Below are 21619 nucleotides of genomic sequence, written 5' to 3' on the forward strand. Positions count from 1 at the left end.
CGCAGGAAACTTTCATAGTGCTTCAATGCGCCTGTCGCGACATCGACGGCTATGTGAAAATCCCGCCCAACCCACCAGCCGTGAAGTTCGGGATTGACCCAGCGATGTGGGTCCTCGGGGCGGCCTACACATCGGCGGCCCATTTCGGCATAGGCGCGATCCAGATGCGGCACCAGCAGGACGGAGATGGGATCGGCATCCAGCAGCGCCGATGTGGCGAGGCCGGGCGGTAGGGTCGCGGTGTCGAGTGGTTCGCCTTCGAAATGAAGCACCAGCCTGTCCCTGCGTGCCACCTGTGCGATCAACCAGAGCAGGTAATCAGGATCGTTCAACGCCCACATCGATAAGGCCCGGGCAGATTGGCAGGTCGGATTGTTGCCCTGACCGACGCCAAGGGGTTGGCCCAGGAACATGATGAGCCCTGCAATCAGATGCGTTCGAGCAGGCAGCGCCGTACCGCAGGTTGCCTCTAAAGCGCAGATGCACTCCTCGGTTAGTGACGTTTCCAACAGGCGCCACAGGGACGGCGCAACCGGAGGGGAATACAGAATGCCGCGTTCCAACATGAGCGCCAGCCCATAGACCGCCTGCGCTGTGCCGGGCTGTATGGCGACATCGACCAAGGCTCGCACCAGCGCTTCATAGCAGCGCAGGGCATCAAGCCCGGTGCTCGACAGGCCCAAGGCATCGGGTAGCACCTTGGTCTGATCGGCATCAATCGCCCAACGGAGGAAGCTGGCGTGATAATCTGATACCAATCCTGTGTCGTGCATGGCGCGGGCCAAAGCATAGGCCTCTTCCTGAACGGTGCGCTCGTCCGCTCGTGACAGTCTGTCGACATAAGCTGGAATGCCTGGGTCCTCCCGGCTCAGGGCGGTCGGACCAAATAATGCACTGATCAACCTGTCGGCCCCCCGATGGGCGTCGGCGGCGAGGGCGGTTCCAGTCTGTAATGCGCTTGCGATCTGCAGGATCATCTCCTTTACGTGATCAACCTGCAAAGGTCGCTGCGCCATGATGCGCCAGATCTCGTCTGTCAGTCGATCCAAGACGCCGTCAGTCCCAACCTCTTGCAGCAGATAACGCATCAGTTGGTCGATGGCAGGTATCAGCGCATTTTGCGCGTGGCGCTGCGCCTCATCCAGACCCTGTCCCAACAGCCGGTCGAGATTGAAAGACAGAACTTGTGTTAGAAACTGTTCGGCCTGCGCGGGTGATAGCTCGGGCGTCGCATGTTCGCCTTTCGCAACCACAAGAAAGCGCAGCAGGCTCATCGCTTCCAGTGTGATCGTCTGCGGACTGGCATGTGTCAGGGTATGTTTGACAAGGTTCGGCAGCAGTTGGGCCGGACGTCCCCAATCCGTGCCAGAAAACAGCCCAGCCTCTTCCATGAGTCCGGCCCTCTGGCGCAATGCTGGCAATCCGTCCTTATGCTGCAGCACCCGGCGCGCCGCATCCAACACGCGCAGTGCGTGGTCATTCTTGCCGATACGCGACGCGCTTTGCAGACCACGAACCTGTCGGTCGAGCCGGTCGAGAAGCGTTGGAAGCTGTCCAGCGGCGTTCATGTGGGCTGTCATTTCGGCTTCGGCCATGGCGTTGCCCTTATTCAATTGGCTGGAGCACTGTTAATGCTGCCAACCGTCGCTTCAAGGATGCGGCAACCCCAAGGGGTCAACAACGAAGATGTGCCACATCATGTGGTGCCACAGCAGCCGGTGTGGCCCGCATGGGTCGTCACAGATAGTAGTCCAGTTCTTCCTGCGCCTTTAGCAAGTCACGCATTTCGACAGCATCCTCGCCATAAAAGTAGACAAGGCCCCAATGTGTGCCGAACGCCGTTCGCTTGGTCACCTTCTGCGCATGCGGCGGGTTGAGTTCGTGAAAGTCAAAATAGGGGTGGCTCTCTGTCTGTGGGGGAATTTCAAGATTGCTGACCACGCGGCGACGTGGATAGACACCAAAGCAACCGGCATGGCCTTTCGCATCCTTGACTGGGGTCGGGAAGAAGGCATCAAGTTCGTCCTGCGTTGTCTTGGGGTCGAACACCAGAACCAGCGCCTGATATGCGTTGAACCCGTAGGCGCGTTCGAGCAGTTCAAATACGTTGAAGCCCGGCGGGCGATAGGCCACTTCGCCGAAATACATCGTGCCATCAGAGGTGACAAAATACTCCGGGTGGATGAAACCGAAATCGATATCGAACACTTCAATTAGTTTTTCGATTTCCTGCGCAATTCGACCGCGCCACTGCTCCAATTCAGGGGTTGCCGGGACGAAAACGGAATAACCCAAGGTGACATACTCTGAAATATTCAAAAACTGAATCTTACCATCCTTGATCCAAGCCTCGACCGCGAATTCCCAACCATCTAGATGGCTTTCCAGAAGCGCCGGAAATTCATCATCCGAGATTGAGGCCACATCGTCCGCAGTGCGGATCACGCGGTGTCCCAGACACCCCGCCTTATCGAACGCCTTGAAATGGATCGGATCATTCGGGTCGCCATCCAGCTTCAGCAGTGTCTGGTTTACACGTCTTAGAAAGCGGATCACATCTGTCTGATCCATTGCTTCCTCAAAGATGCCAACGCGGATGCCACCCAATTGCGCGCGGCGTTTCATGAGTGATTTATCGCGGAACAACATGGATTGGCCTAACAAGCGTGGATTGTTCATCAACGCGGAGTTAACGGCACCCGCCCACTCGACCGTTTCCTCGAAAAGGGGAATCGCGACGTCGACCCCCATGTCTTTCAGTGTCGTGGCAAGCTCGAAGGAACGGTCGTTGAGTCGTTCAAAGTCCCATGAAATAAACGGTATGTCGTGCTCGACTGCATAGGATTCAGCCCAAGCGGGAGCGACGATTACATACCTACGATCAAATTTCTCAAGCGCGTCAATACAACGCAAGCTCCAACCTAAAATTGCAACAAACCCTTTGTCCGAATTCTTATCGGTCATCCTAACTCCTTGCTGATGTGAAGGGTACTTACCTACACCAAAACTCGAAAAAATCAACCCGTGCGGGTATTTGCAAAGCACATCAGACAAATCCTTGCCGATTTTCTAGGTTACGTGAATTATGCGATTTTAGGACAAGAGCCCCAATTTACAGCAGTTCTGGAAGCATCAGGATAAGTGGGATTACCAAGTGTTGTGAGACGCAGTCTCTTGCAGGCGCGGCAACCCTGGCCCGCACGAAACGCTTTCAGGCCCGGTGGAAGATGCGCCCCGCTGGCCTTGCATGTGCCGAGTAAGGGTTTCCGCAGCAGGTCGAGGATTGTGCGCTAAGTCTGGCTGTTCTCGCGCTGGTGAAGTTCTCACCGTCCTTGCAGATTGTCGGCTTCCGTCGTGACTTGTCATTTATTGTCATTATTACAATGCATTACCCACTCTGATATACTGCGCGTGGAGCCACGAATTTGGCGCAGCTAATCCGAGGCGGGGGCATGGCAGAGTGCAAGACAGCAGATGCGGATGCAAGGGCTGGAGCAGGGGCCCCTAGTTTCCTAGACACCTGCTTCGTTCAGTTTCTGCTGTCTTCCTTCACATTTGGCTCCGGCGATCACCTGTCCAGCCAAAAAAGGGCTGCATAGATCACTTGGACTTTGTGTTTGTTGCGCGTCACATCCACTGAGTCGGCGTGTGAAGAGTCCAAGGGTACCAAGGACCGCAAGTAGCATCCGCAGCCCGACTGGCGGCGTCATTACCGGCAGTGTTGTCGCGCGCGATTTCTAGAAAGATCGTTCAACACCAGCGCTCTGGATCAGTTCGAAATTCCGGAAGTACAAGTAGTGATCCGTTTGCGCCCCAATAACGCCTGCTTTTATTGATACGCATGTCAAGCCTTTGAACAACGCTACGGCAAGAATCTATGTCAAAACATAATGTATTGAACCTTATGCTTTACGAATCCTCCCTCGAAGCTCGGAACTGGCGGCTCACGAGCCAGGACCGAGAAGCGGTACATTGGCGTTTAACAAGTTCTGATGAGGATGCGGTAGTTTGGCGGCGAGACACCAAAAATGGTGTGTTGTTGGAAAGCGAAGTTAGCGACCAACAGTACAAGACTATATACTGGGGATTTTTCCTACTTTGGACTGCATCCTTCATCTGCTTGCTGGTTGCCTTTCCGGTGGCGATAGCGATTGCAGGGGTAACACTTAATCTTCAACTCATTGAGTTGACATAGACGTTACCCAAGAAATGCTCGGTAAAGAAAATTCGGGACATCGTCGAAGTTTGCCAAGATCACGGTAATATGCGGAACCTCGAACTGATCCCCAAAGGGGTGGCATACCATGGCGGTTTTTTGAACAGTCATTTCTCTGGAGAGAGGGGTATGCCACACACTCAAGATAACTATAGAAGCATTATAAAATCAATCGGTAAAGTTGCCCGATGAAGTGCCCATGTAGCGGTCATCCTAATAGGCTTCGCTGTAGATTTAGGTTGCCTAGAATCAGGAGGAGCACCCGGGGTAGAAACGGGCAGATCAGCGCCGCAATGCCCCCAATCAGGATGACGTTGCCGCAGCTTTTCGAGCAACCCGTCCAAACACTACGTTGGTATCTGTGGCACGGCAATGCGATGACCGCCGCGACAACCCTCAAAGTTCTCCAAATCGATTGTGACTGTTTGCCCACCAAAACCAAGAACCTGCGGGAAACGGTCAGGCGCGTCAAAGCCCAGGGTTGGGAGCTCGCTTCTTACCTCTCCAACAACTTCGACACACTTGTGAATTATGGCCACCTATACCGGAACAGCCTCCCTATCTCGTCATCCCGCACCGATGGTTGCGTCGATGAGATCGGCAACGCTCGCATCGGTAAACGCGCCACATGAGATGGTCTCGCAGGGCGCACGTCAAGTAGCTGCCATACGAGCCGCAGCACTTGACGGGAAGCTATGTATTGCAAAGCTGGTCGCTGAACCACTACGTTTTGTACATTCCCAAGTCGTTTGCGTCCAAGAAAGAATGGCACAGCGCCAATGGTCTTCGTATACCTGCAATCTCAGTTAAGGTTGCGCAGGTTTCTTTCGGCGTCGATGCCACCTGCCGCTATCGGACAGGTGGCATCTGATCGCATGCGCTCTAAAGGAGCCCCTATTGCTTGGGAAGCAGCACCCGATCTATGACGTGGATCACACCGTTCGACTGCTCGACGTCTGCAGTCGTCACGGTGGCGACACGGCCATTTTCGTCGGTCAGCGTGATCTTGTCGCCATCCATCTTTGCTTGAAGAGTACAACCTCCGACCGTCGGAACAGCGTGATTGCCATTGTCATCGGCGATCATCCCTGCAATGGCAGACGACATGGCGTCTGCGGCAACCACATGGCAAGTCAGGATTTTGGCAAGCTGATCCTTGGCGCCGGGCTGCATCAACGCGTCGAGCGATTTCTTCTTGATCATGCCGAACGCCTCATCAGTCGGTGCGAATACTGTGAAGGGGCCCGGCCCGGACAGGGTTTCGACCAGACCAGCCTGCTTGACTGCCGCAACCAGCGTCGTGTGGATCGGCGAGTTCACGGCGTTCTCGATGATGTTCTTTTCAGCAAACATCTCTGCGCCGCCTACGGTCGGGTTCTGTGCCATCGCAGTGGTCGACATGAATGCAAGGGCTGTGCCTACGAGAAGTGTACGAACCATGTGTTATTCCTCCAATCTTCAGAATAGGCGTCGATGCGCCTCGTAAGAAGCCACGGAGTGACGCCGCCAGAAGTTTCACCCGGGACAGCGTGACATGGCGGCCTCTCATCGAAGACGCTGACGAGACCGTGACCAACACGCTTCGCGATCTCACGCTTTAGGTATACAGCCAGTTTCAGGCCGAGTACGACCTCCTCACTTCGAACGCGTCCATCTAGGACGCGATCATCTTGAACGAATAGCGGTGCCGATCTCGCCAACGTTAGGATGTCGATGAACCCGTTCAACGAGGTCGCCGTTGAAGAGGCTATTCGGTTGAAAGAAAAAGGGCGTCACGTCGGAGATCTTGTTTGTTTCGATCGGCGTCAAGCAAATGCAAGAAATGCTACGCACGGCGCTGACAATGTGGGCGGATCGTGCGATCTTGGTTGTGATCGCCGGTGACGCGCACCAGGATATCGAGCCGCTGGCGGTAGCGCAGATCCTCACGGGCAAGCGGGCGATCGACAACGGCATGAACGCGACCGGACAGATGCTGGTGACGCTTCTGAGCTGGGGATATGCGAACGGCCCTTCACCGAGGCCCAGAGATCATCGAGCGAAAGACGCCGCTCATCATCGGGCCGGTTGAACCATTCGAACGATACACGCCCGTTCCGCTCACCCCGGCTCACATCCACTTTCAAGCTACCAGCCCGCGCCGGCTCCAGAGGATCTATTTCTTCCAAAAGTCCATCAGCATTCCTCCGTGACAGGCGCCGGAAGCCACTCTCCCAGCCTTCAACCCGTCGCCGGGAAACCGGCACGCCTCTCACTCTCGGCAAACTTGTGGTCGAGGAGATCGTTCGAAGAATACGTATTTTATCGCCCCGACACTTCGAGGCAGCTTCAGCCAAAAACTAGTCTGACCCAAGAGAGCTCGCCGAGCGCGCCTACGCGCTTATCAGTGAAGAAAGAGCTCATGCGATTGACATCGTGAGTGTTTTCATGAAATTGAAACCATGGGGATTGCGAGCTCCCCACGAGGCGCCAGGCGAAGATCGCGTTCCTATTCAACCCCGGCGACGGAGGAACGCACATGGCTGCGCCCAATGCCATTCGTTCGACAAGCTTGCCCGCATCATCGGGACCCCGCGCGCACCGCTCCTGCTCGACATGCGGTTCGAGGAAGATTTCGCCGCCGATCACCGTCTGCCAGGCCGGGCACCGGCGCAGCCGGGGCACGGCCGCTTGGCTCCGCGCCGAAGGTTACCCTTCGGAGTATCTCGACGGTGGATTCGAGGTCTGGTGCGCGGCTGGACTGCCGCTGATCGATCCGGCGAAGCTTCCAGCGCGCGACGCGCAGGGCCGCACCATCTGGGTCACGCGGTCGCGACCCAAGATCTACCGGATCGCGTGCCCATGGCTCATCCGCCGCTTACTCGATCCTCGCGCGATCATCCTTTTCGTCGCGCCCACCGAAGTGATCGGCGCTTCCGAACGCCAAAATGCGTCGCCTTTCGATATCGATGACGTGTTCTGGAGCCTCCGGGAAGACCTGTGCACCTTTGACGTGATGCTGGCTGAGTTCGGCCTGAACATTCCCGCATCGTGCGTTTAGCGATGCCGCCATACGACGCATTCATCCCAGACGCGCTTCATGAAGGATTTTAGCCATTTATTCATCGGTAGATACTAAGGCTTGCCGAGTTTAGGTGAAGCATTTCTCTTTGACTCAATTCACTAACAATCAGGTGCTGCAATCCGAAGTTGTTCGACATAAAAATGCCACCTTCTTTTGGTTGTCGTTTTCTGTAGGTAGCGGAACTAGCAACCTAGCGACCAATTCAAGGTGCCAAAGCAATGCTTCGCGTTTACGATCAGACAGATGAAAACTCTGAAACAGTAATCGTGGAAGACATGTTTGGTGCCAACCTGACGATTACGACAGATTTGTCGTTAATGCAGGAATTGGGTGCGCGTTTTCAGGGGCTGGGGCTTCACGCAATACGGTTCCCTGGCGGGTCAGTTACCGAATGGTATTTTGACATATCGGACATCGCAGGCGGAAGTCATGACCGGACAATAAGCTCATTTGAAGATGCGGTTGTTGAGTTGATACCTTTCTTTAAGTTCTTGAATTTTGCAGCGACCTTGGAAAAGAGCGTGACCCTTGTAATTCCAACGATCAAAGGGTTTTCGCAGACGGCTTCCGAGGCGCTTCTGTCAGGTGATTTTGGCAACCGGCTTGTCACTGAAACCTATCTGGAAAATGTGGCTGATTTCGTCGCAATGGCGGTTCTTACCTCGCAACAACAAGGCGTCACTATTGATGCCTTCGAGATTGGCAATGAGTTCATGGCCTCGGGTCGAATGACTGCGAGCGAGTATGGCCAATTGGCCGCAGCTGTGGCAGCGGTGGTCGAGAGAACGCTCGACTCGTTGGCTATCGCGCGGCCTGCGCAAGCGGACATTGTTGTCCAGACACTCAGTGCAGCCGGAACCTACTCCCCAAATGGCACGACCATTCTATACGTCGATGAGGCAACAGGTTTCATCTACGAACTGCATGAGATGGGTGGGGCCAACGTCCCGGAAGTCAGCGATCTGACAGAGGTCGTTGTGCCATCGCAGGGCACTGCACGTCAGCAGAATATCGCGATCATTTCCGCTTTTGAACAGGACCGCGTGACAATTCAGAGCGCAAATGGCAAGCAGATCACGTTTGATACGTCGAATGCGGTGGGTGCGATCGACGGCGTGACCGAACACTATTTTCTTGATGGCGGCTTTGACGCGGTCGATGCTGACGAGCAATTTGGATTCAATCAGCTTGAACTATGGCGTCAAAGCCTGCTGATGCGCGACGCCAGCCTGCCAGAACTGGATTTCTACATCACAGAATGGAATGTCCGCAGAAATGGGGATGTGGATGAAGCCAACAATCGGGGCCTGCAGCAGGCTGCAACAAATGTCGCAATGTTCTATGAGATGGTCACCCACGACGTGACAACAGCATATTTTTGGCCCTCGATTTTCGACCAAAGTTCTTCCGTGACTCTAATCCACCAGAATCGCGAACATCTGACGATCGCGGGAGAGGCCTTCGCCCAGTTGACCAACACAATAGGCATGATCCCATTCCTTGATTTTCTCGATCAAGGCAATGTTGATATCCACGGATTCGAGAACGAAACAGACGCTTTCGTTATTCTGTCAGAGCGTAGCGGCACGGAGAATCGAATGCAGCTGAACCTGACTGAAGTGCTCGACAGCGTTCGTTATAGTGTCTCTTGGATTGAATTATGGGATGGCGGTTCCGGTGGGCAAGATGAAACGGCAGACCCTGTCATTCAAACAACGGAGATTGTAGATCTCGTCACTCCAAAAGAGCTGGAGTCCTTCCTTGTGACCATGCAGTCTTGGTCCATTCTTTACATGAAGATTGAGGTGGTCAGCACTGGGGAACCCCAGAGAGCTGAGGCCCCATCGGGCGATGCGGCCCGGCGGATCGTTACGGGCAGCGAAGCGCATGACAACCTTCATGGCGGATTGGGGAATGATACCCTGCGCGGTCTCGACGGTGATGACCAGCTAGATGGAGGAGAGGGAAATGACAGTATCGGAGGCGGTCTGGGAAATGACACGATCGACGGTGGTGACGGCGATGACATCATCGGTGGCGGTTTTGGCGCAGATTCCATCACGGGCAGCATCGGTAATGACGTCGTCGCAGGCGGTGCCGGGAATGACACGCTAGAGGGTGGCGATGGCAATGACAGCATGTCGGGCAGCTTTGGCAATGAGCTGATCAACGCGGGTGGCGGGACCGATGATGTCGGTGGTGGCACAGGGCGTGACACGATCGACGCGGGGGCGGGTAACGACCGGGTCGGTGGCGGGGAGGGCGACGATTTAATCTCTGGCGGTGCGGGCAGTGACTTCCTTGCAGGCGGTGGCCGCAACGACACCATCGACGGTGGCACGGGCAATGACACTCTCAATGGTGGCGCTGGCAATGATGTAATGACCGGTGGAGCGGGAGCGGATCAGTTCGTGTTCTCTGCATTTTTCGATGGCGAAGCGGATGTGATCGCCGATTTCGAGGATGGCATCGACCGCTTCTTCATCCGGATTGTGAACCCTGACACGGGTGAGACTAACATCAGCAACGGTAACAACGGGCTCCAGGGCTTTGTGGCGGCTTTGGGGATCGTCGATACGGCTGCAGGGGCGCAGTTGAACGTGAACGGCAATACCATTCTGGTCGAAGGCACCGCGGCTGCGAGCCTCACTGTGGATGACTTCAGTTTCTTGTGATGAGCAAGAAAGCCCGCCAGTCTCGGCTGGCGGGCGCGATAAACCAGAAGCTCATATGTGCTCGCGTGCTTCCCGATGCCCTGACACGAGAGAGGTAAATCGCCTCTCTCATCGGCTGTGTAGCAACCTATTTTGCTTCCAGCTGGACAGGCGATATTGCAGAGCACGGTCGGAAGAAACGATTGCGCGGGTTGGACAGAATGGCGATAGATTTCAAAGGCGTGCACGACCCGAAGGCCGTGGTCCTGTACGCGGTATTTTTCTATGTTCGCTATGCGGTGTCGTATCGCGACCTTGAAGAGATTATGGCGGAACGTGGTGTCGTCGTTGACCATGCGACGCTTAACCGCTGGGTGGTGAAATTCTCGCCACTGATTGCGGCAAATGCCCAATCCGGGAAACGAGCTACGGCGAGTTCCTGGCGGATGGACGAGACATACATACGGGTCCGGGGCAAATGGACTTACCTCTACCGCGCGGTCGATCGGGACGGCCAAACTCTTAGTTTCATGCTGTCAGAGCGCCGCGATCTGGTAGCAGCTCGCAGGTTTTTCAAGCAGGCTATCGGCACAAACGGAGGGCCGGACCGGGTGGTCATCGACAAGAGCGGCGCAAACCTGGCTGGCTTGATGGCCTTGAATTTGATCTTGAACTTCACTGGGACGGGGCAGATAGTCACGATCCGGCAGGTCAAATATCTCAACAATATTCTTGAACAGGATCACCGGTTCATCAAGCGGATCCCTGGGCCCATGATGGGCTTCAAAGCCTTCCACTCTGCTGCCGCGACCATCGCTGGCATCCAGGTTGACCACATGATCCGAAAGCGCCAATTTGAGGCAACTGACCGTTTACAGTGTTCGCGCCGGTGAACGATGCGTTTGCAGCCCTGCCCGAAGGCACGGTCGAGACGCTGTTGATGCCAGAGAACAAAGCCATGCTGCAAAAGGTTCTCACGGCCCATGTGGTCGCCGGTGACTGGTCCGCAGCCGATATCATTGCCGCTGCTCGTGCCAGCAAAGATGGCTTTTATCACTTTAACGCCGTGTCGGGAGACGCTCTGTCGGCTCAGGTCAAAGGCAATAGCGTCTACATCCTCGATGAAAGCGGAAATGCGGCCCGAGTGACGGTGGCTGACGTGGACCAGTCCAACGGCGTGATCCATGTCATCAACGCTGTTCTAGTGCCAAAATAACGCCCCACATCGGCCCCACACTTCCCCCTCCACCGCAATGGTGGAGGGGGCTTAAATGCACACGAGAAAGCCCATCTGATGAAACTCCGTAAGCGCCTCGGCGATCCCCTACGCGGCGCGGCTTGACGCGACCGCGAAGTTCCAGGGCATGAGTTCTTCGATGCGGCTTCTGGGATGACCACAAACATGTCCACTGTGAGTTGCACATAACGCCCCACCTCGAATCAAACGCCACGCTGCACAGGCAGCGTGGCGTCCAGTCGTCTTGACTAACGCTCGAAAGACGAAGCCGCAGTCGGGTCAGATATTGTCGTCAACCACGAGGGTGACTTCACCCGAGGTGGTGGAGTTCACGGCAACGACCTGGTCCACCGAATATCCTTCAGCTTCCAGCTTTTCTTTCAACGTTGCATTGGCCTCAATGTTCGCGCGCAGGTCCGAGATGTTGTCTTCCTGCTCGCTCAGCGCATTCTGAAGGGCGCTGGCATTCTCAGCCGCCTCACCTTGCAGGTCAGATATCAGAACGATTGTGGTGTCTGTATCCGCGTCAACGTCGGACAACATCTCTGCAGAAACTTCGCCGGTCTGCAGCCCAGAGATCAGCTGTCCATAGTTGGGACTCTTAGCATTTGCATTGGCACCAACACCAACACTGCTATTGTTCTGCGCAGAGTCTGAAGCGTTGCCGGATACATTTGCGGAAACATCTGCACCCACGCTGGCACCTAAGTTGCCGCCAACACTGACTCCTGCGTCACCGCCGACATTCGCTGTCTGGGCAATCGCGGCTGTGGAAAATGTCGTCGCCATAAGAATGGCAATCCAGAACTTCATGGTCGTGTCCATAGTAGCGTCTCCTTAACTCAGCCCAGTGACCCTGGGCGGGGTGAAGAAGAAACCCTCAACGCGAGACCGGGTTCCTTGAGCGGAGCGCAGGTGGCAGAATGTTGCTGAATGGCGCTGTTCCGGCTGACGGCACCTGCGACCACCCGCGCAATTCAGTGAGCACGGCGCGGCGCTACATATCGGGAAGACCAAGATCAAGGATAAAGGCTCCGCGTTGTGTGGTCCAGTGCCTGGAGCGGCTCGTCCATCAGAATTGCATTCGGGTTCAGACGCCTCAGGTAGAATAAGTACTACATCTAACAGTCGATCCGAACCCGTCACCGAAGCACCCGTATCTGGCCGGACAGGGCCACCAGCACGCCCACATCCAAGTCATCGACGACCTGTACCGCGATTGGCCGAGGCCTGTCTGACGCCTCAGACCAGTCCGATCAGATGCAAAACAAGGCCAACCGTTGCCGCACCCCCCAGCACAGTCACCATACCCAGTTGCAACCGGAACACGGCCACTAGTGTCAGTAGCGACATTGCTGCTGCCGCCCAGTCGATGGAGGCCAGCACCGGAAGTTCCAGAGACAGCGGCCAAGTCTCGATCCTCGCAACCTGACGCCAGATGACATGTACTGCGAACCAGATCGCGAGATTGAGGATCACACCGACCACAGCCGCCGTCACTGCCGTCAGAGCCGCGGACAGTGCCCGGTTGGACCGCAGCCCTTCCATGAAAGGTGCGCCCAGAAAAATCCATGCAAAGCAGGGCGCAAAGGTCACCCATGTCGCCAGTAACCCACCCGCACTGCCCGCCAGCAGTGGCATCGTTCCGCCCGCTTCGCGCAGGGCCCCCATGAAGCCCACGAATTGCAACACCATGATCAATGGTCCCGGCGTAGTCTCGGCCATCCCAAGACCGTCGAGCATTTCGCCCGGTTGTAGCCAGCCGTGGGTGCCGACGGCCTCCTGCGCGACCCAAGCCAGCACGGCATAAGCACCGCCGAACGTCAGCACGGCCAGCTTGGAAAAGAACGTGGCGATGTCCGCAAATACGCTGTCAGGTGACAACAACACCAATGCCATGACTGGTGTGAGCCATAGGGCCAGTGCTGCCGCCCCGGCACGGAACGCACCCGCCCGTTTGGCGCCGGTCAGGTCTCCGTGCTCCTCACCCAAAAGGGTCGCCTTATCATCAAAATGGCTCTTGCCAACCGATCCGTGCCCACCGGCACCCTGAAATGCTGCCAGACCTACCTTGGCCCCGGTCCAGCCAACGAGGGCGGCAGCCGCGACGATGAGCGGGAAAGACGCGCCAAAGGCGAAGATCGCCACAAATGAGGCCGCGGCAATGGCCTGCATCGCACTGTTCTTCAAAGCACGCTTGCCCACTCGGACGACCGCCTGCAACACGATCGCCAGCACCGCCGCCTTCAGCCCGAAGAAAAGCGCCGACACGAAGCCCACATTGCCCCAGATCGCATAGATCCATGACAGCGCCATGATCGCCACCACACCCGGCAGGATGAACAACAGCCCCGCGATCAGCGCGCCGCGAACGCCGTGCATCAGCCAACCGATGTAGGTCGCCAATTGCTGCGCCTCTGGACCCGGCAACAGCATGCAGAAGTTTAATGCATGCAGGAACCGCGCGTCGCCCAGCCAGCGTTTTTCCTCGACCAAGATGCGGTGCATCACCGCGATCTGCCCTGCCGGTCCACCGAAAGACAGGGCCGCGATACGCGCCCAGACCCGCGCCGCCTCGCCCAGTGTGGGGTAGTCTTGCGGGTTCATTTCGCTTTTCCAGAGTTTGTCGGCCAATTGTGCTGCTCATCGGTTGCATCGCGCGCCCATCGATAGAAGGCGTCATAGAGCGCCATCCCGGCCTCAAGCTGTGCCAGATCGTCGGAATACATGCGTGACAATCCCAGTGAGGCCGCCAGCAACCCCGCGCATTCCGGCGCCAGGTCAAGCTGAGCCGTGTCGGCCCCCCGCACGATCAACGCCAACCGGTCGAGGGCCGGAGTGGTCAGACCGAACTCAGATATGAGAACATCGAAGGTGCAAAGCCCGTCCCTGTGACTCCAGAACACACCCTCGATATCAAAGGGCATGGCCCCGAACCGCGCGGCGACATCCTCCACCTCGGCAGGAGCCACGAACAGGAACACTGCACGCGGGTCGATGAAACGACGGATCAGCCAAGGGCAGGCGATGCGGTCAATCTTGGGTCGCGACCGCGTCACCCAGAGTGAGCGGCCCTGCCGGTCGCGAACGGTGACCTTTCCCGGATCTATCAGCGGCAAACCCGCCGCAACCCATACGGCCTGTCCGCCCAGGAGGTATTCCGCATGCACGCCTTCGGTTCGCAGAAAGGCCGCTGTTCCCTGACTGAGCTGGTGACCCTCGGCGCAGACTACAACGACAGGTTCGGCGATCTCGGATGCGATCTTTCTGATATGCTCAGCGGTCAAGTCAGATTCGCTCAGGGTCCGCGCGCCCGGCAATAGCCGCGGATCTTTGGCCCGGACAGTCTCACGGCGCACGTCAAGAATGACCGGAGCTTTCGGAGTGCCCAGAAGTCGGGCCAGTTGTTCACAGGATATGGCATCAGGCGCAGGCATGTGCGTTCCTCCTTGGAAACATCTCGACAGGATCGGAACACGATTTTCAGCTGGCGCCTCGTGGGGAGATCGCGCATCCCCATGGAATCTTTGTCATCGCTTCGCGGTTGCTTGTCAAGAAAAGCCCCAAAACTGCATTCCGCGGGGCAGTTCACTATTCCTGCCGGAAGTGTCCGGACTACGGTTTGACAGTCAGGGCGTCCATGTTCTGCGCCGCGCGCCGGGGAAGAGCCCTGCTGGACGTTCTGGTCCAGACCCTTCCGAGATCATAGTTTAGCTACCCTCAAACAAATCTGTGAAGCCAAACTAGAGCGCAACCAGGCAGATTTCACAAAAAAACCATAAAGTCGGGTTCTACTAAGGGTTGTAAGCTATAACGAAAAAGGCGCAAAAATGCGGACGAAAATGATACGTGCAATGACAATCCTGGCGTCGCTACTCGTGTTCCCGACATTTGTATATGGCCAGGACATCTTGACCGTTGTAGGCCCTGATCGGTCTGAGAGCTTCTCGCTCGCAGAGTTGCTCTCCATGCAACAGACAACCCTGGTGACCACGAACGATTATGTCGACGAAGCCACCGAGTTTCGTGGGCCAAGCCTGCGTTCAGTCCTCGAAGACATGGCTGTCGAGCGAAATGTGACACTCAAATTGGTTGCTTTGAACGACTTCTCGTCTGAGGTGCCGGCTGCAGATGCCTTTGATTACAACGTCATTCTGGCGGTTCTTCGCGACGGCGAGCCTATGTCCGTTCGAGAAAAAGGACCTATTTGGGTCATCTACCCCATGGATGAACACCCAGAATTGCAGGACGAGATCTACAACGACAGGTTGGTATGGCAGCTCAAGACTATTTTCGTCGAATAGCTCTTAGAGGACGGTTTGTTCGAGCAACTTTCCTGTCGCTCTTCATGATAGCGATCCTTTTCGTGTTCACCGTGATCTACCAACTGGATGAACGTATTCAAAACATCCAAGTGGCAGAGCAGAGCGACCCGGTCTGGGTCGCATCTCAGTTGCAGTTCGAACTGCTGCGACTAAAGAATGAACTGGGCAAGTTTGCTCTGGGATACGGGGTGGAAACAGACATTGGTTTCCGGCTTGATATCGCTTGGAGTCGGGTTTCTGTGCTCAAACAAGGCAGTTTACCGCAGGTAATCGAAACTTTCGATGTTAACGCAGATGTCGTGAGGGACCTTGAAGCCACCTTTAGACGCATTGAGCCAGCGATTGCGGGTCTTGTTTCAGACAGTTTGAGCATTGAGCAGCGCCGGGCTTCGGTCGAAGAAATTCTACGCCAACTGGATGGATATGACTTGTCCATACGCGACTTTTTAGTGGAACTCGCACAGGCAAAATCAGCTGTTATGGCTGATGTCAGAACTGGCCTACTCTCCCTCTCTCATGCGATCGCCTATCTTGGCGCAACAGTCTTGATCCTTTTGGCCATCTTCGTCTTTATTCTGCTCCTTGACCTCAGTGCTGCCAAACAAGCGGAAAACAAAATGCGCAAGCTCGCCGATGAAGCGTCATCTGCGGCGCGAATGAAAACGAATTTCATGAGCGTGATCAGCCATGAACTGCGCACGCCGCTCACCTCCATTCTTGGAGGACTGGCATTGCTTAAGTTCAAGCTGAACAACACTCTCGTCGATGAGACGACGATCAAGCTACTCGACGTTGCGTCTCGAAACGGGGATCGACTTCTTGAGCTGATCAACAATATTCTGGACGCTCAAGCCTTGAGTGAGAGCAGAGTTACAGTGGTGCAAAAACCCGTCGATCTGAACGAAGTTGCGGCCTCAGCTGTTGAAGATTGTGAGGCCTATGCCAATCGGTTTGGCGTCACCTACCGTCTAACAACTGCAACTGAAACCGTTGAGGTGCTCACGGACAGGGGACGCGTTAGCCAGATATTGATCAACCTAATCTCCAATGCTGCAAAATTCACGCCTTCAGGAGGAAGCGTTGACATTCGGGTGCTGAAGGTTGGTAAACAAGCCCGGGTTGAAGTCATAGATGAGGGGATCGGAATCCCGCATCATCTACAAGGCTCCATTTTCTCACCGTTCTACCAGGTCAATCCAGGCACCACTGGCGCGACCAAGAGCAGTGGCCTCGGATTGAGTATTTCCAAACAGCTGATCGACTTGCTGGATGGAGAAATCGGGTTCAACTCGACACAAGGCCAAGGCTCAATTTTTTGGATCGAACTGCCTTGGATTTCTCAAGACTAATCTTGATCATGTAACAGATAGGATGCCGAGGAACCGGACCGTTTACTTTGTCGGACTCGTGGTGATTGTCATGTTCATTCTGGGCAACTTCGGCCTGCGCTGAACCACAGGTATCCCTTCCCGTTTCCTGCCTCCTATGGCCGTGCTACGCTGCCTCGCACGCCACCAGCGTCTCGCGCGTGCCTGGCATGCGTTTCAGCGTCCGTTCAATCCTATCACGCCACTTGGGGCCGCGCGCCATTGCGTCAGCATAAGCGTCCCAGATATCGGACGGGCGATCCTCGGACATGGTTTCGATAATGAACGCGGCCTGCAGGCGGTCCTTTTCGGCCTTGAAAGACTCGGGCCCGTCTTGGCGACGATCCGCGACGATCAGCTTGTGTATGGCGAATTTTTCGGGGCGTGGAATCTGCACAAGGATTCCATCCCGATAGAGTGCAACGGCGTGGATCGGATCCGAGATCAGGTAGTTCAAATGATGCAGGGCCCGCGCCTTGACACCCAGAGCGGGAAGATCTCGAATGCCTTCGTCCGCGTCAAAAGACGGTGTCAGGAATTCGATCATCGTGCCTGTCTGTCCGCTTTGCCGCCAGCGCCAGACACTATTGCGGTCAAGACCTTGAACGGGATCAAATTTGAGCGCCGAAAATGTCTGGGCCAAGGAGGGTTCGACAGTGTCTTGCAAAGCAACCGACAGGCGCTCGAATTGCGCGATGTCCACATCTCCCGTGTTGGCGACGCTGCCAAGGGGGAGGGTGGTGCCCAGGTCTCCTTCCATCAAACGAAAGGCATTCGTGCCGATCAGAGTGCCGCCCAACCTGAAAGTTCCGACTTTGGCCATAGCAAGCAGCAACCCGCCTGTGCCGCGATCCACCGGGGTCATGCCCTCGGCGCGCAGCAGACGCGCGAGGCGGCCGCGTTCATGCTTGCGATCCGCCGCCTGTTCGCGCAGTTTATTCATGCGGTCCACGCGATTGCGCGTCTCAGTGCAGTCGGGACCAATATACCAGAACTTCACATCGCTGCCGATCTTCTCGGCTGCGTATCAGTAGACCTTGCCGCCGCGTTCCTTGGTCACGAGCGAGCCGCGAACATTGGCGACCATGTCGTCTTTCAACAGGCGCAAGAGATCACCATAGGCGGAGCGTGCCACTGAGCTTAGGTTCGCCATGTCAGCCTCCAAGTTACTATTCCGGTAAACCAATTCATATTCGTTTACCGAGTGACCACTTTGTCATGCAACATCACTGCATGAACGTCCCATCTGAAGCGCACCAGCAGATCACATAAAGTATTTGAGCTGTTCGGCAGACATACCTGCATGACCCCACGCTGTTCGTCCAGCCTCCTGTGCGACCCAGACTGGTTAACGCTGTCGCCACGCGAGCCGCTTATCCTGCAGGGGCGATCAGGATCGAGAAATCCAAATCACATGAGACGGCGTACAAAACCAAGCGTAAAATATACTTGAAAGTGAGTCGTCATGACCATGCTCCAGTATCGTTCAATCAGAAAAGATGCAGAGTTTGCATTCCGCGCTTGTATAACAGGAGTGATATACTTCGCAGCGCTGGCATCAGGCACCGTGGCTCAAGATGTGGGAGCGTCCAATTCACAAAGCACCTTGAGCTACGAACAGGCAAATATGCTCACGTCTGGTCGCGGCTTAACCTTTCCAGGATTGGAGGACCCGGCCTTTGTCAAAGGTGCGACCTTTACACTCAAACACAAAGATCGGCCCCAGACAGTTTTAGAATTTTTTGAGGTTCGCCAGGATGGCAAAGTCTGCGTTGATTTTGGGAACATTTCCAATCGTTGCGGCATCTTCCTGAAAGATGACAGTCTGTTTTTTATGCTGACCAAAGAGAGAGACCGGTTTCCGCTGCACTTAGAATTGAACTTCGATTAGCCTCGCAACTTCTCAGCTAGGTCTCAGAGTTGACGCCTCGACGGCTTTGTCAGGTTATTAACGCGCCCAGGCTGCACGCATAGCCATCTTTCATGATCAGCAAAGTTTCACAGCCTCGCCTGAAAGCCTTCCGGTTCCCTCGGTCCATCATCTCCTATGCCGTTTGGGCGTACCATCGGTTTGCCCTGAGCCTGCGCGATCTCGAGGATTTGTTGGTCGAACGGGGCGTAAGCGTTTCGTATGAAAGCATCCGAGTGTGGTGCCAACGGTTCAGAACGCTGATAGCGGCCAAGATCCGTCACAACCGCCCAGTTCCTGCCGACAAATGGCACCTCGATGAGGTCGTGATTTCAGTTCGAGGGCGAAAACATTGGCTTTGGCGAGCGGTCGACGCCAACGGAGACGTGCTGGAGATCCTGATGCAAAGCCGCAGAAATGCCCATGCTGCCAAGCGTTTCCTGATGAAGTTGATGAAGCGATGGGGTGTGCCACGCGCGCTCGTGACAGACAAACTGCGCAGTTATGGCGTGGCCGTCCGTGACCTTTGCCCAAGCGTCGATCATCGTTCCCACAAGGGGTTGAACAACCGATCCGAGGCGTCGCATCGACCCACACGACGAAGAGAAAAGATCATGGGTCGTTTCAAATCCCCACACCATGCACAGCGTTTTCTATCCGTCGACGATCAGACTGCCACCATCTTTCGTCCAAAACGCCACCGCCTTTCCGCAGCATCCTACCGCCAATCCCGGGCTGACGCGTTCAGCCTGTGGAACAACTATGCGGCCGAAATTGCTGCCTGATCGGGACGCGGATCTTGGTCACGTCGCGACATAACAACCTGACAAAGCCAGTTAGACCTCGAGCCCGGCCAGAAATCCCTCGTAAACTGCTTCTTCTGCGGTGCGTGGTGAGAGGCAGTCTCCAGCGCGCGATATGCGTATGTTGAGGCCGCTCAATGCGTCCTCGAGGCGGGTGTCAGGCAGATAGGGCCCGGAAACCACTAGATCATCCACGCCATCAAAGAGAATGGGCACACCAGTCACGGTGTGGGTGAAATAGGCGGTATCTGCATCCATCCCGAAAGCCCTCGCGTAGGGAATAACCTCGACACCGAGCGCATGCAGCCGGCCCGCCCAGTAATCGCGCACATAAGTCGGCAGGTTTTGCCCGGCGCAAACCCCATCAACCGCCAAGCGCACGTGGTGCCCTTTGGCCGCCAAATGTGCAGCGGTGCCTATGCCCACCCAATCGCAGCGCCAATCCGCAATCACCACTCTCCCGCCAATCTGCGCGTTGCCTTGCAATACCTCTACGGCAAGGACTGGGGACCGATCGTCCTCGATTTCGATTTCAAACGGGGCAGGGCGGGCTCCCGTGGCGAGAATGAGCGCGTCCGGTGCTTCGGCCTCGATCATTGCACGATCAACAAACTGGTGCATGCGAATATCTACGTTTGCCAAGTTGAGTTCCATTTCAAGATTGGTTAGCAGCCCACCGAACTCGGCTCGCTCTGGTAACCGCTGGGCCAACAGCGCTTGTCCCCCTAGCTTCGGCGCGGCCTCCATCAAGAGCACACTGTGACCACGCAGTGCTGCGGTGACGGCGGCGCGCATGCCCGCCGGGCCGCCCCCGACCACCATTATTCGACCTGGCGTTCGGCTTGGTTCAGCTAAGGCCGGGGCGAAGCGGGCCTCGCGGCCTGAAAGTGGACTCTGAATGCAGGAAATGCCAACGCCCTTATGGAGATGTCCAATGCAGGCCTGATTACAGCCGATGCAGGCCCTAATCTTCTCGCTTCTCCCAGTTCGGGCCTTGGCAGCCAGTTCCGGGTCGGTGATCATCGCACGGGTCATACCGCAGATATCAGCATGGTTGGCGGCCAGAACCTGTTCGGCTTCCTGGGGTTGATTGATGCGTCCGGCCACTAGCACTGGCAAGCTGGTGGCTGTGCGCAGACGTCCGGCGTGAGAGGCTAGGTAGGCCGAAGCGATCTCCATCGGTGGGACCACGTGGATCGAGCCGCCGAGTCCAGCCATGGACCCGGCGGTAACGTTGAGATAATTGATCGCTCCGGTTTTAGCCAAGTAAGAGCAAGCGGACTCAATCTCGTCAGGCTCAGCGCCATCCACTTCAAAGTCCTCGGCCGAAATGCGCAGTCCGATGACCATGCCAATCCGTATTTTGCGGCGCACTTCCGCCAAGCTTTCGCACAAAAAGCGCATCCGGTTATCAAGCGTGCCACCATAGTCATCGGTGCGCCGATTGACAGCAGGATTTAGAAACTGGGCGAAGAGCAACCCGTGGCTCGCCATCAATTCGACCCCATCATAGCCGGCGTCGGCATAGCGCCGAGCACCGGCGCCGATGGCGCTGACCAGTTCTTCTATCAGTTCAGTAGACATCTGCCTTGGTACGGTCTGATAGCGCCGATCGGGCACGGAGGAGGGAGCATAGGCTACGCCGCGATGGCCCTCGCGCATCCGATGGGAAACCCGTCCAGAATGCGAGAGCTGGCCGATGATGCGCGCGCCATGGCCCTGAACCACTTTTGCTAGTCTTGCATAGGCCGGTATGGCGGAGTCTTCCACAAGATGCAGTTCACGCGGTGCGGCAAAGGCGCTCTCGTGAAAGCGCGCTGCTTCAGTGATAATAAGCCCGGCACCGCCACGCGCACGGGCCTCATGATAGGCCACCAAAGCGTCACCAGGCAGATTGTTTTCCGCCAGAAAGGTTTGGTGCCCTGTCGATGCAATGCGGTTCCGGATTTCGAAATCCCCTAGCGTCAGCGGGGCGAATAGCCTTGGATAGAAAGGGGCATTGGGCATTGGGGTCTCAGAATCTGAATGACTGAAAAGCAACATG

16 protein-coding genes and 4 pseudogenes are annotated in these 21619 nt (G+C 56.1%); 10 read left to right on the plus strand and 10 right to left on the minus strand.

The window, feature by feature from the left end; translation table 11 throughout:
• Both ROS217_RS19865 and ROS217_RS19870 read right to left on the minus strand, forming a co-directional pair.
• Positions 1 to 1595, minus strand: a 1595-nt coding sequence (locus tag ROS217_RS19865; protein ID WP_009819604.1) for a hypothetical protein, incomplete at its 3' end; no start/stop codon positions are given.
• A gap of 142 nt (positions 1596 to 1737) precedes the next feature.
• The gene (locus tag ROS217_RS19870; protein ID WP_009819605.1) at positions 1738 to 2964 is read right to left on the minus strand and encodes an ATP-grasp domain-containing protein; all 1227 of its coding nucleotides are present in this window, start codon (positions 2962 to 2964) and stop codon (positions 1738 to 1740) included.
• A gap of 1566 nt (positions 2965 to 4530) precedes the next feature.
• Here ROS217_RS19870 and ROS217_RS24770 point away from each other — a divergent pair.
• Positions 4531 to 4933 (plus strand): annotated as a pseudogene (locus ROS217_RS24770) (ISKra4 family transposase); the annotation flags it as partial.
• Positions 4934 to 5110: 177 nt separating this feature from the next.
• Here the strand turns inward: ROS217_RS24770 and ROS217_RS19885 are convergent.
• Positions 5111 to 5656: a fasciclin domain-containing protein gene (locus ROS217_RS19885; RefSeq protein ID WP_040651921.1), complete on the minus strand. Its 546-nt coding sequence runs from the start codon at positions 5654 to 5656 to the stop codon at positions 5111 to 5113.
• 240 nt (positions 5657 to 5896) lie between these two features.
• Between ROS217_RS19885 and ROS217_RS19890 the strand changes: the two are divergent.
• Positions 5897 to 6212: pseudogene (locus tag ROS217_RS19890) on the plus strand (electron transfer flavoprotein subunit beta/FixA family protein); the annotation flags it as partial.
• Here the strand turns inward: ROS217_RS19890 and ROS217_RS24775 are convergent.
• Positions 6166 to 6336: pseudogene (locus ROS217_RS24775) on the minus strand (DUF932 domain-containing protein); the annotation flags it as partial. The pseudogenes ROS217_RS19890 and ROS217_RS24775 overlap by 47 nt on opposite strands.
• Positions 6337 to 6734: 398 nt before the next feature.
• Between ROS217_RS24775 and ROS217_RS19895 the strand changes: the two are divergent.
• The 4 genes and pseudogenes from ROS217_RS19895 to ROS217_RS19910 form a co-directional block, all read left to right on the plus strand.
• Complete coding sequence (locus ROS217_RS19895) at positions 6735 to 7256, plus strand: chromate resistance protein ChrB domain-containing protein (RefSeq protein ID WP_009819610.1); 522 nt, start codon at positions 6735 to 6737, stop codon at positions 7254 to 7256.
• Between the two features lie 242 nt (positions 7257 to 7498).
• The gene (locus ROS217_RS19900; RefSeq protein WP_009819611.1) at positions 7499 to 9955 is read left to right on the plus strand and encodes a calcium-binding protein; all 2457 of its coding nucleotides are present in this window, start codon (positions 7499 to 7501) and stop codon (positions 9953 to 9955) included.
• A gap of 200 nt (positions 9956 to 10155) precedes the next feature.
• Complete coding sequence (locus ROS217_RS19905) at positions 10156 to 10827, plus strand: IS6 family transposase (protein WP_009819612.1); 672 nt, start codon at positions 10156 to 10158, stop codon at positions 10825 to 10827.
• Positions 10803 to 11150, plus strand: a pseudogene (locus ROS217_RS19910) (fasciclin domain-containing protein); the annotation flags it as partial. The gene ROS217_RS19905 and the pseudogene ROS217_RS19910, both read left to right, overlap by 25 nt.
• Before the next feature lie 300 nt (positions 11151 to 11450).
• Here the strand turns inward: ROS217_RS19910 and ROS217_RS19915 are convergent.
• The 3 genes from ROS217_RS19915 to ROS217_RS19925 all read right to left on the minus strand — a co-directional run bounded on the left by ROS217_RS19915 (position 11451) and on the right by ROS217_RS19925 (position 14608).
• On the minus strand, positions 11451 to 11996 hold the full coding sequence (locus tag ROS217_RS19915) for a hypothetical protein (protein ID WP_009819614.1): 546 nt from the start codon (positions 11994 to 11996) through the stop codon (positions 11451 to 11453).
• 417 nt (positions 11997 to 12413) lie between these two features.
• The gene (gene chrA, locus ROS217_RS19920) at positions 12414 to 13778 is read right to left on the minus strand and encodes a chromate efflux transporter (protein WP_009819615.1); all 1365 of its coding nucleotides are present in this window, start codon (positions 13776 to 13778) and stop codon (positions 12414 to 12416) included.
• Positions 13775 to 14608: a chromate resistance protein ChrB domain-containing protein gene (locus tag ROS217_RS19925; RefSeq protein ID WP_009819616.1), complete on the minus strand. Its 834-nt coding sequence runs from the start codon at positions 14606 to 14608 to the stop codon at positions 13775 to 13777. The genes chrA and ROS217_RS19925 overlap by 4 nt, the downstream gene beginning before the upstream one ends.
• 417 nt (positions 14609 to 15025) lie before the next feature.
• Here ROS217_RS19925 and ROS217_RS19930 point away from each other — a divergent pair, with 417 nt between their 5' ends.
• Both ROS217_RS19930 and ROS217_RS19935 read left to right on the plus strand, forming a co-directional pair.
• Positions 15026 to 15475, plus strand: a complete 450-nt coding sequence (locus tag ROS217_RS19930; RefSeq protein ID WP_254656492.1) for a molybdopterin-dependent oxidoreductase — start codon at positions 15026 to 15028, stop codon at positions 15473 to 15475.
• Complete coding sequence (locus tag ROS217_RS19935) at positions 15445 to 16845, plus strand: sensor histidine kinase (protein WP_083781599.1); 1401 nt, start codon at positions 15445 to 15447, stop codon at positions 16843 to 16845. The genes ROS217_RS19930 and ROS217_RS19935 overlap by 31 nt, the downstream gene beginning before the upstream one ends.
• Before the next feature lie 145 nt (positions 16846 to 16990).
• On the opposite strand, the gene ROS217_RS19940 is transcribed toward ROS217_RS19935, so the two are convergent.
• Entirely contained in the window at positions 16991 to 17806 is an 816-nt protein-coding gene (locus ROS217_RS19940; RefSeq protein ID WP_009819620.1) for a nucleotidyltransferase family protein, read from the minus strand.
• An 84-nt stretch (positions 17807 to 17890) separates the two neighbouring features.
• Positions 17891 to 18016 (minus strand): hypothetical protein, encoded by a 126-nt coding sequence (locus ROS217_RS25040; protein WP_009819621.1) that lies wholly within the window; start codon positions 18014 to 18016, stop codon positions 17891 to 17893.
• A gap of 312 nt (positions 18017 to 18328) precedes the next feature.
• On the opposite strand from ROS217_RS25040, the gene ROS217_RS24175 reads away from it, so the two are divergent.
• The gene (locus ROS217_RS24175; protein WP_157046729.1) at positions 18329 to 18754 is read left to right on the plus strand and encodes a hypothetical protein; all 426 of its coding nucleotides are present in this window, start codon (positions 18329 to 18331) and stop codon (positions 18752 to 18754) included.
• A gap of 92 nt (positions 18755 to 18846) precedes the next feature.
• Complete coding sequence (locus ROS217_RS19950) at positions 18847 to 19557, plus strand: IS6-like element ISRssp3 family transposase (RefSeq protein ID WP_009819623.1); 711 nt, start codon at positions 18847 to 18849, stop codon at positions 19555 to 19557.
• A gap of 51 nt (positions 19558 to 19608) precedes the next feature.
• On the opposite strand, the gene ROS217_RS19955 is transcribed toward ROS217_RS19950, so the two are convergent.
• Positions 19609 to 21618 (minus strand): oxidoreductase, encoded by a 2010-nt coding sequence (locus ROS217_RS19955; RefSeq protein ID WP_254656493.1) that lies wholly within the window; start codon positions 21616 to 21618, stop codon positions 19609 to 19611.
• Position 21619: the final 1 nt, after the last annotated feature.

This window comes from Roseovarius sp. 217 (assembly GCF_000152845.1).
Classification (GTDB): domain Bacteria; phylum Pseudomonadota; class Alphaproteobacteria; order Rhodobacterales; family Rhodobacteraceae; genus Roseovarius.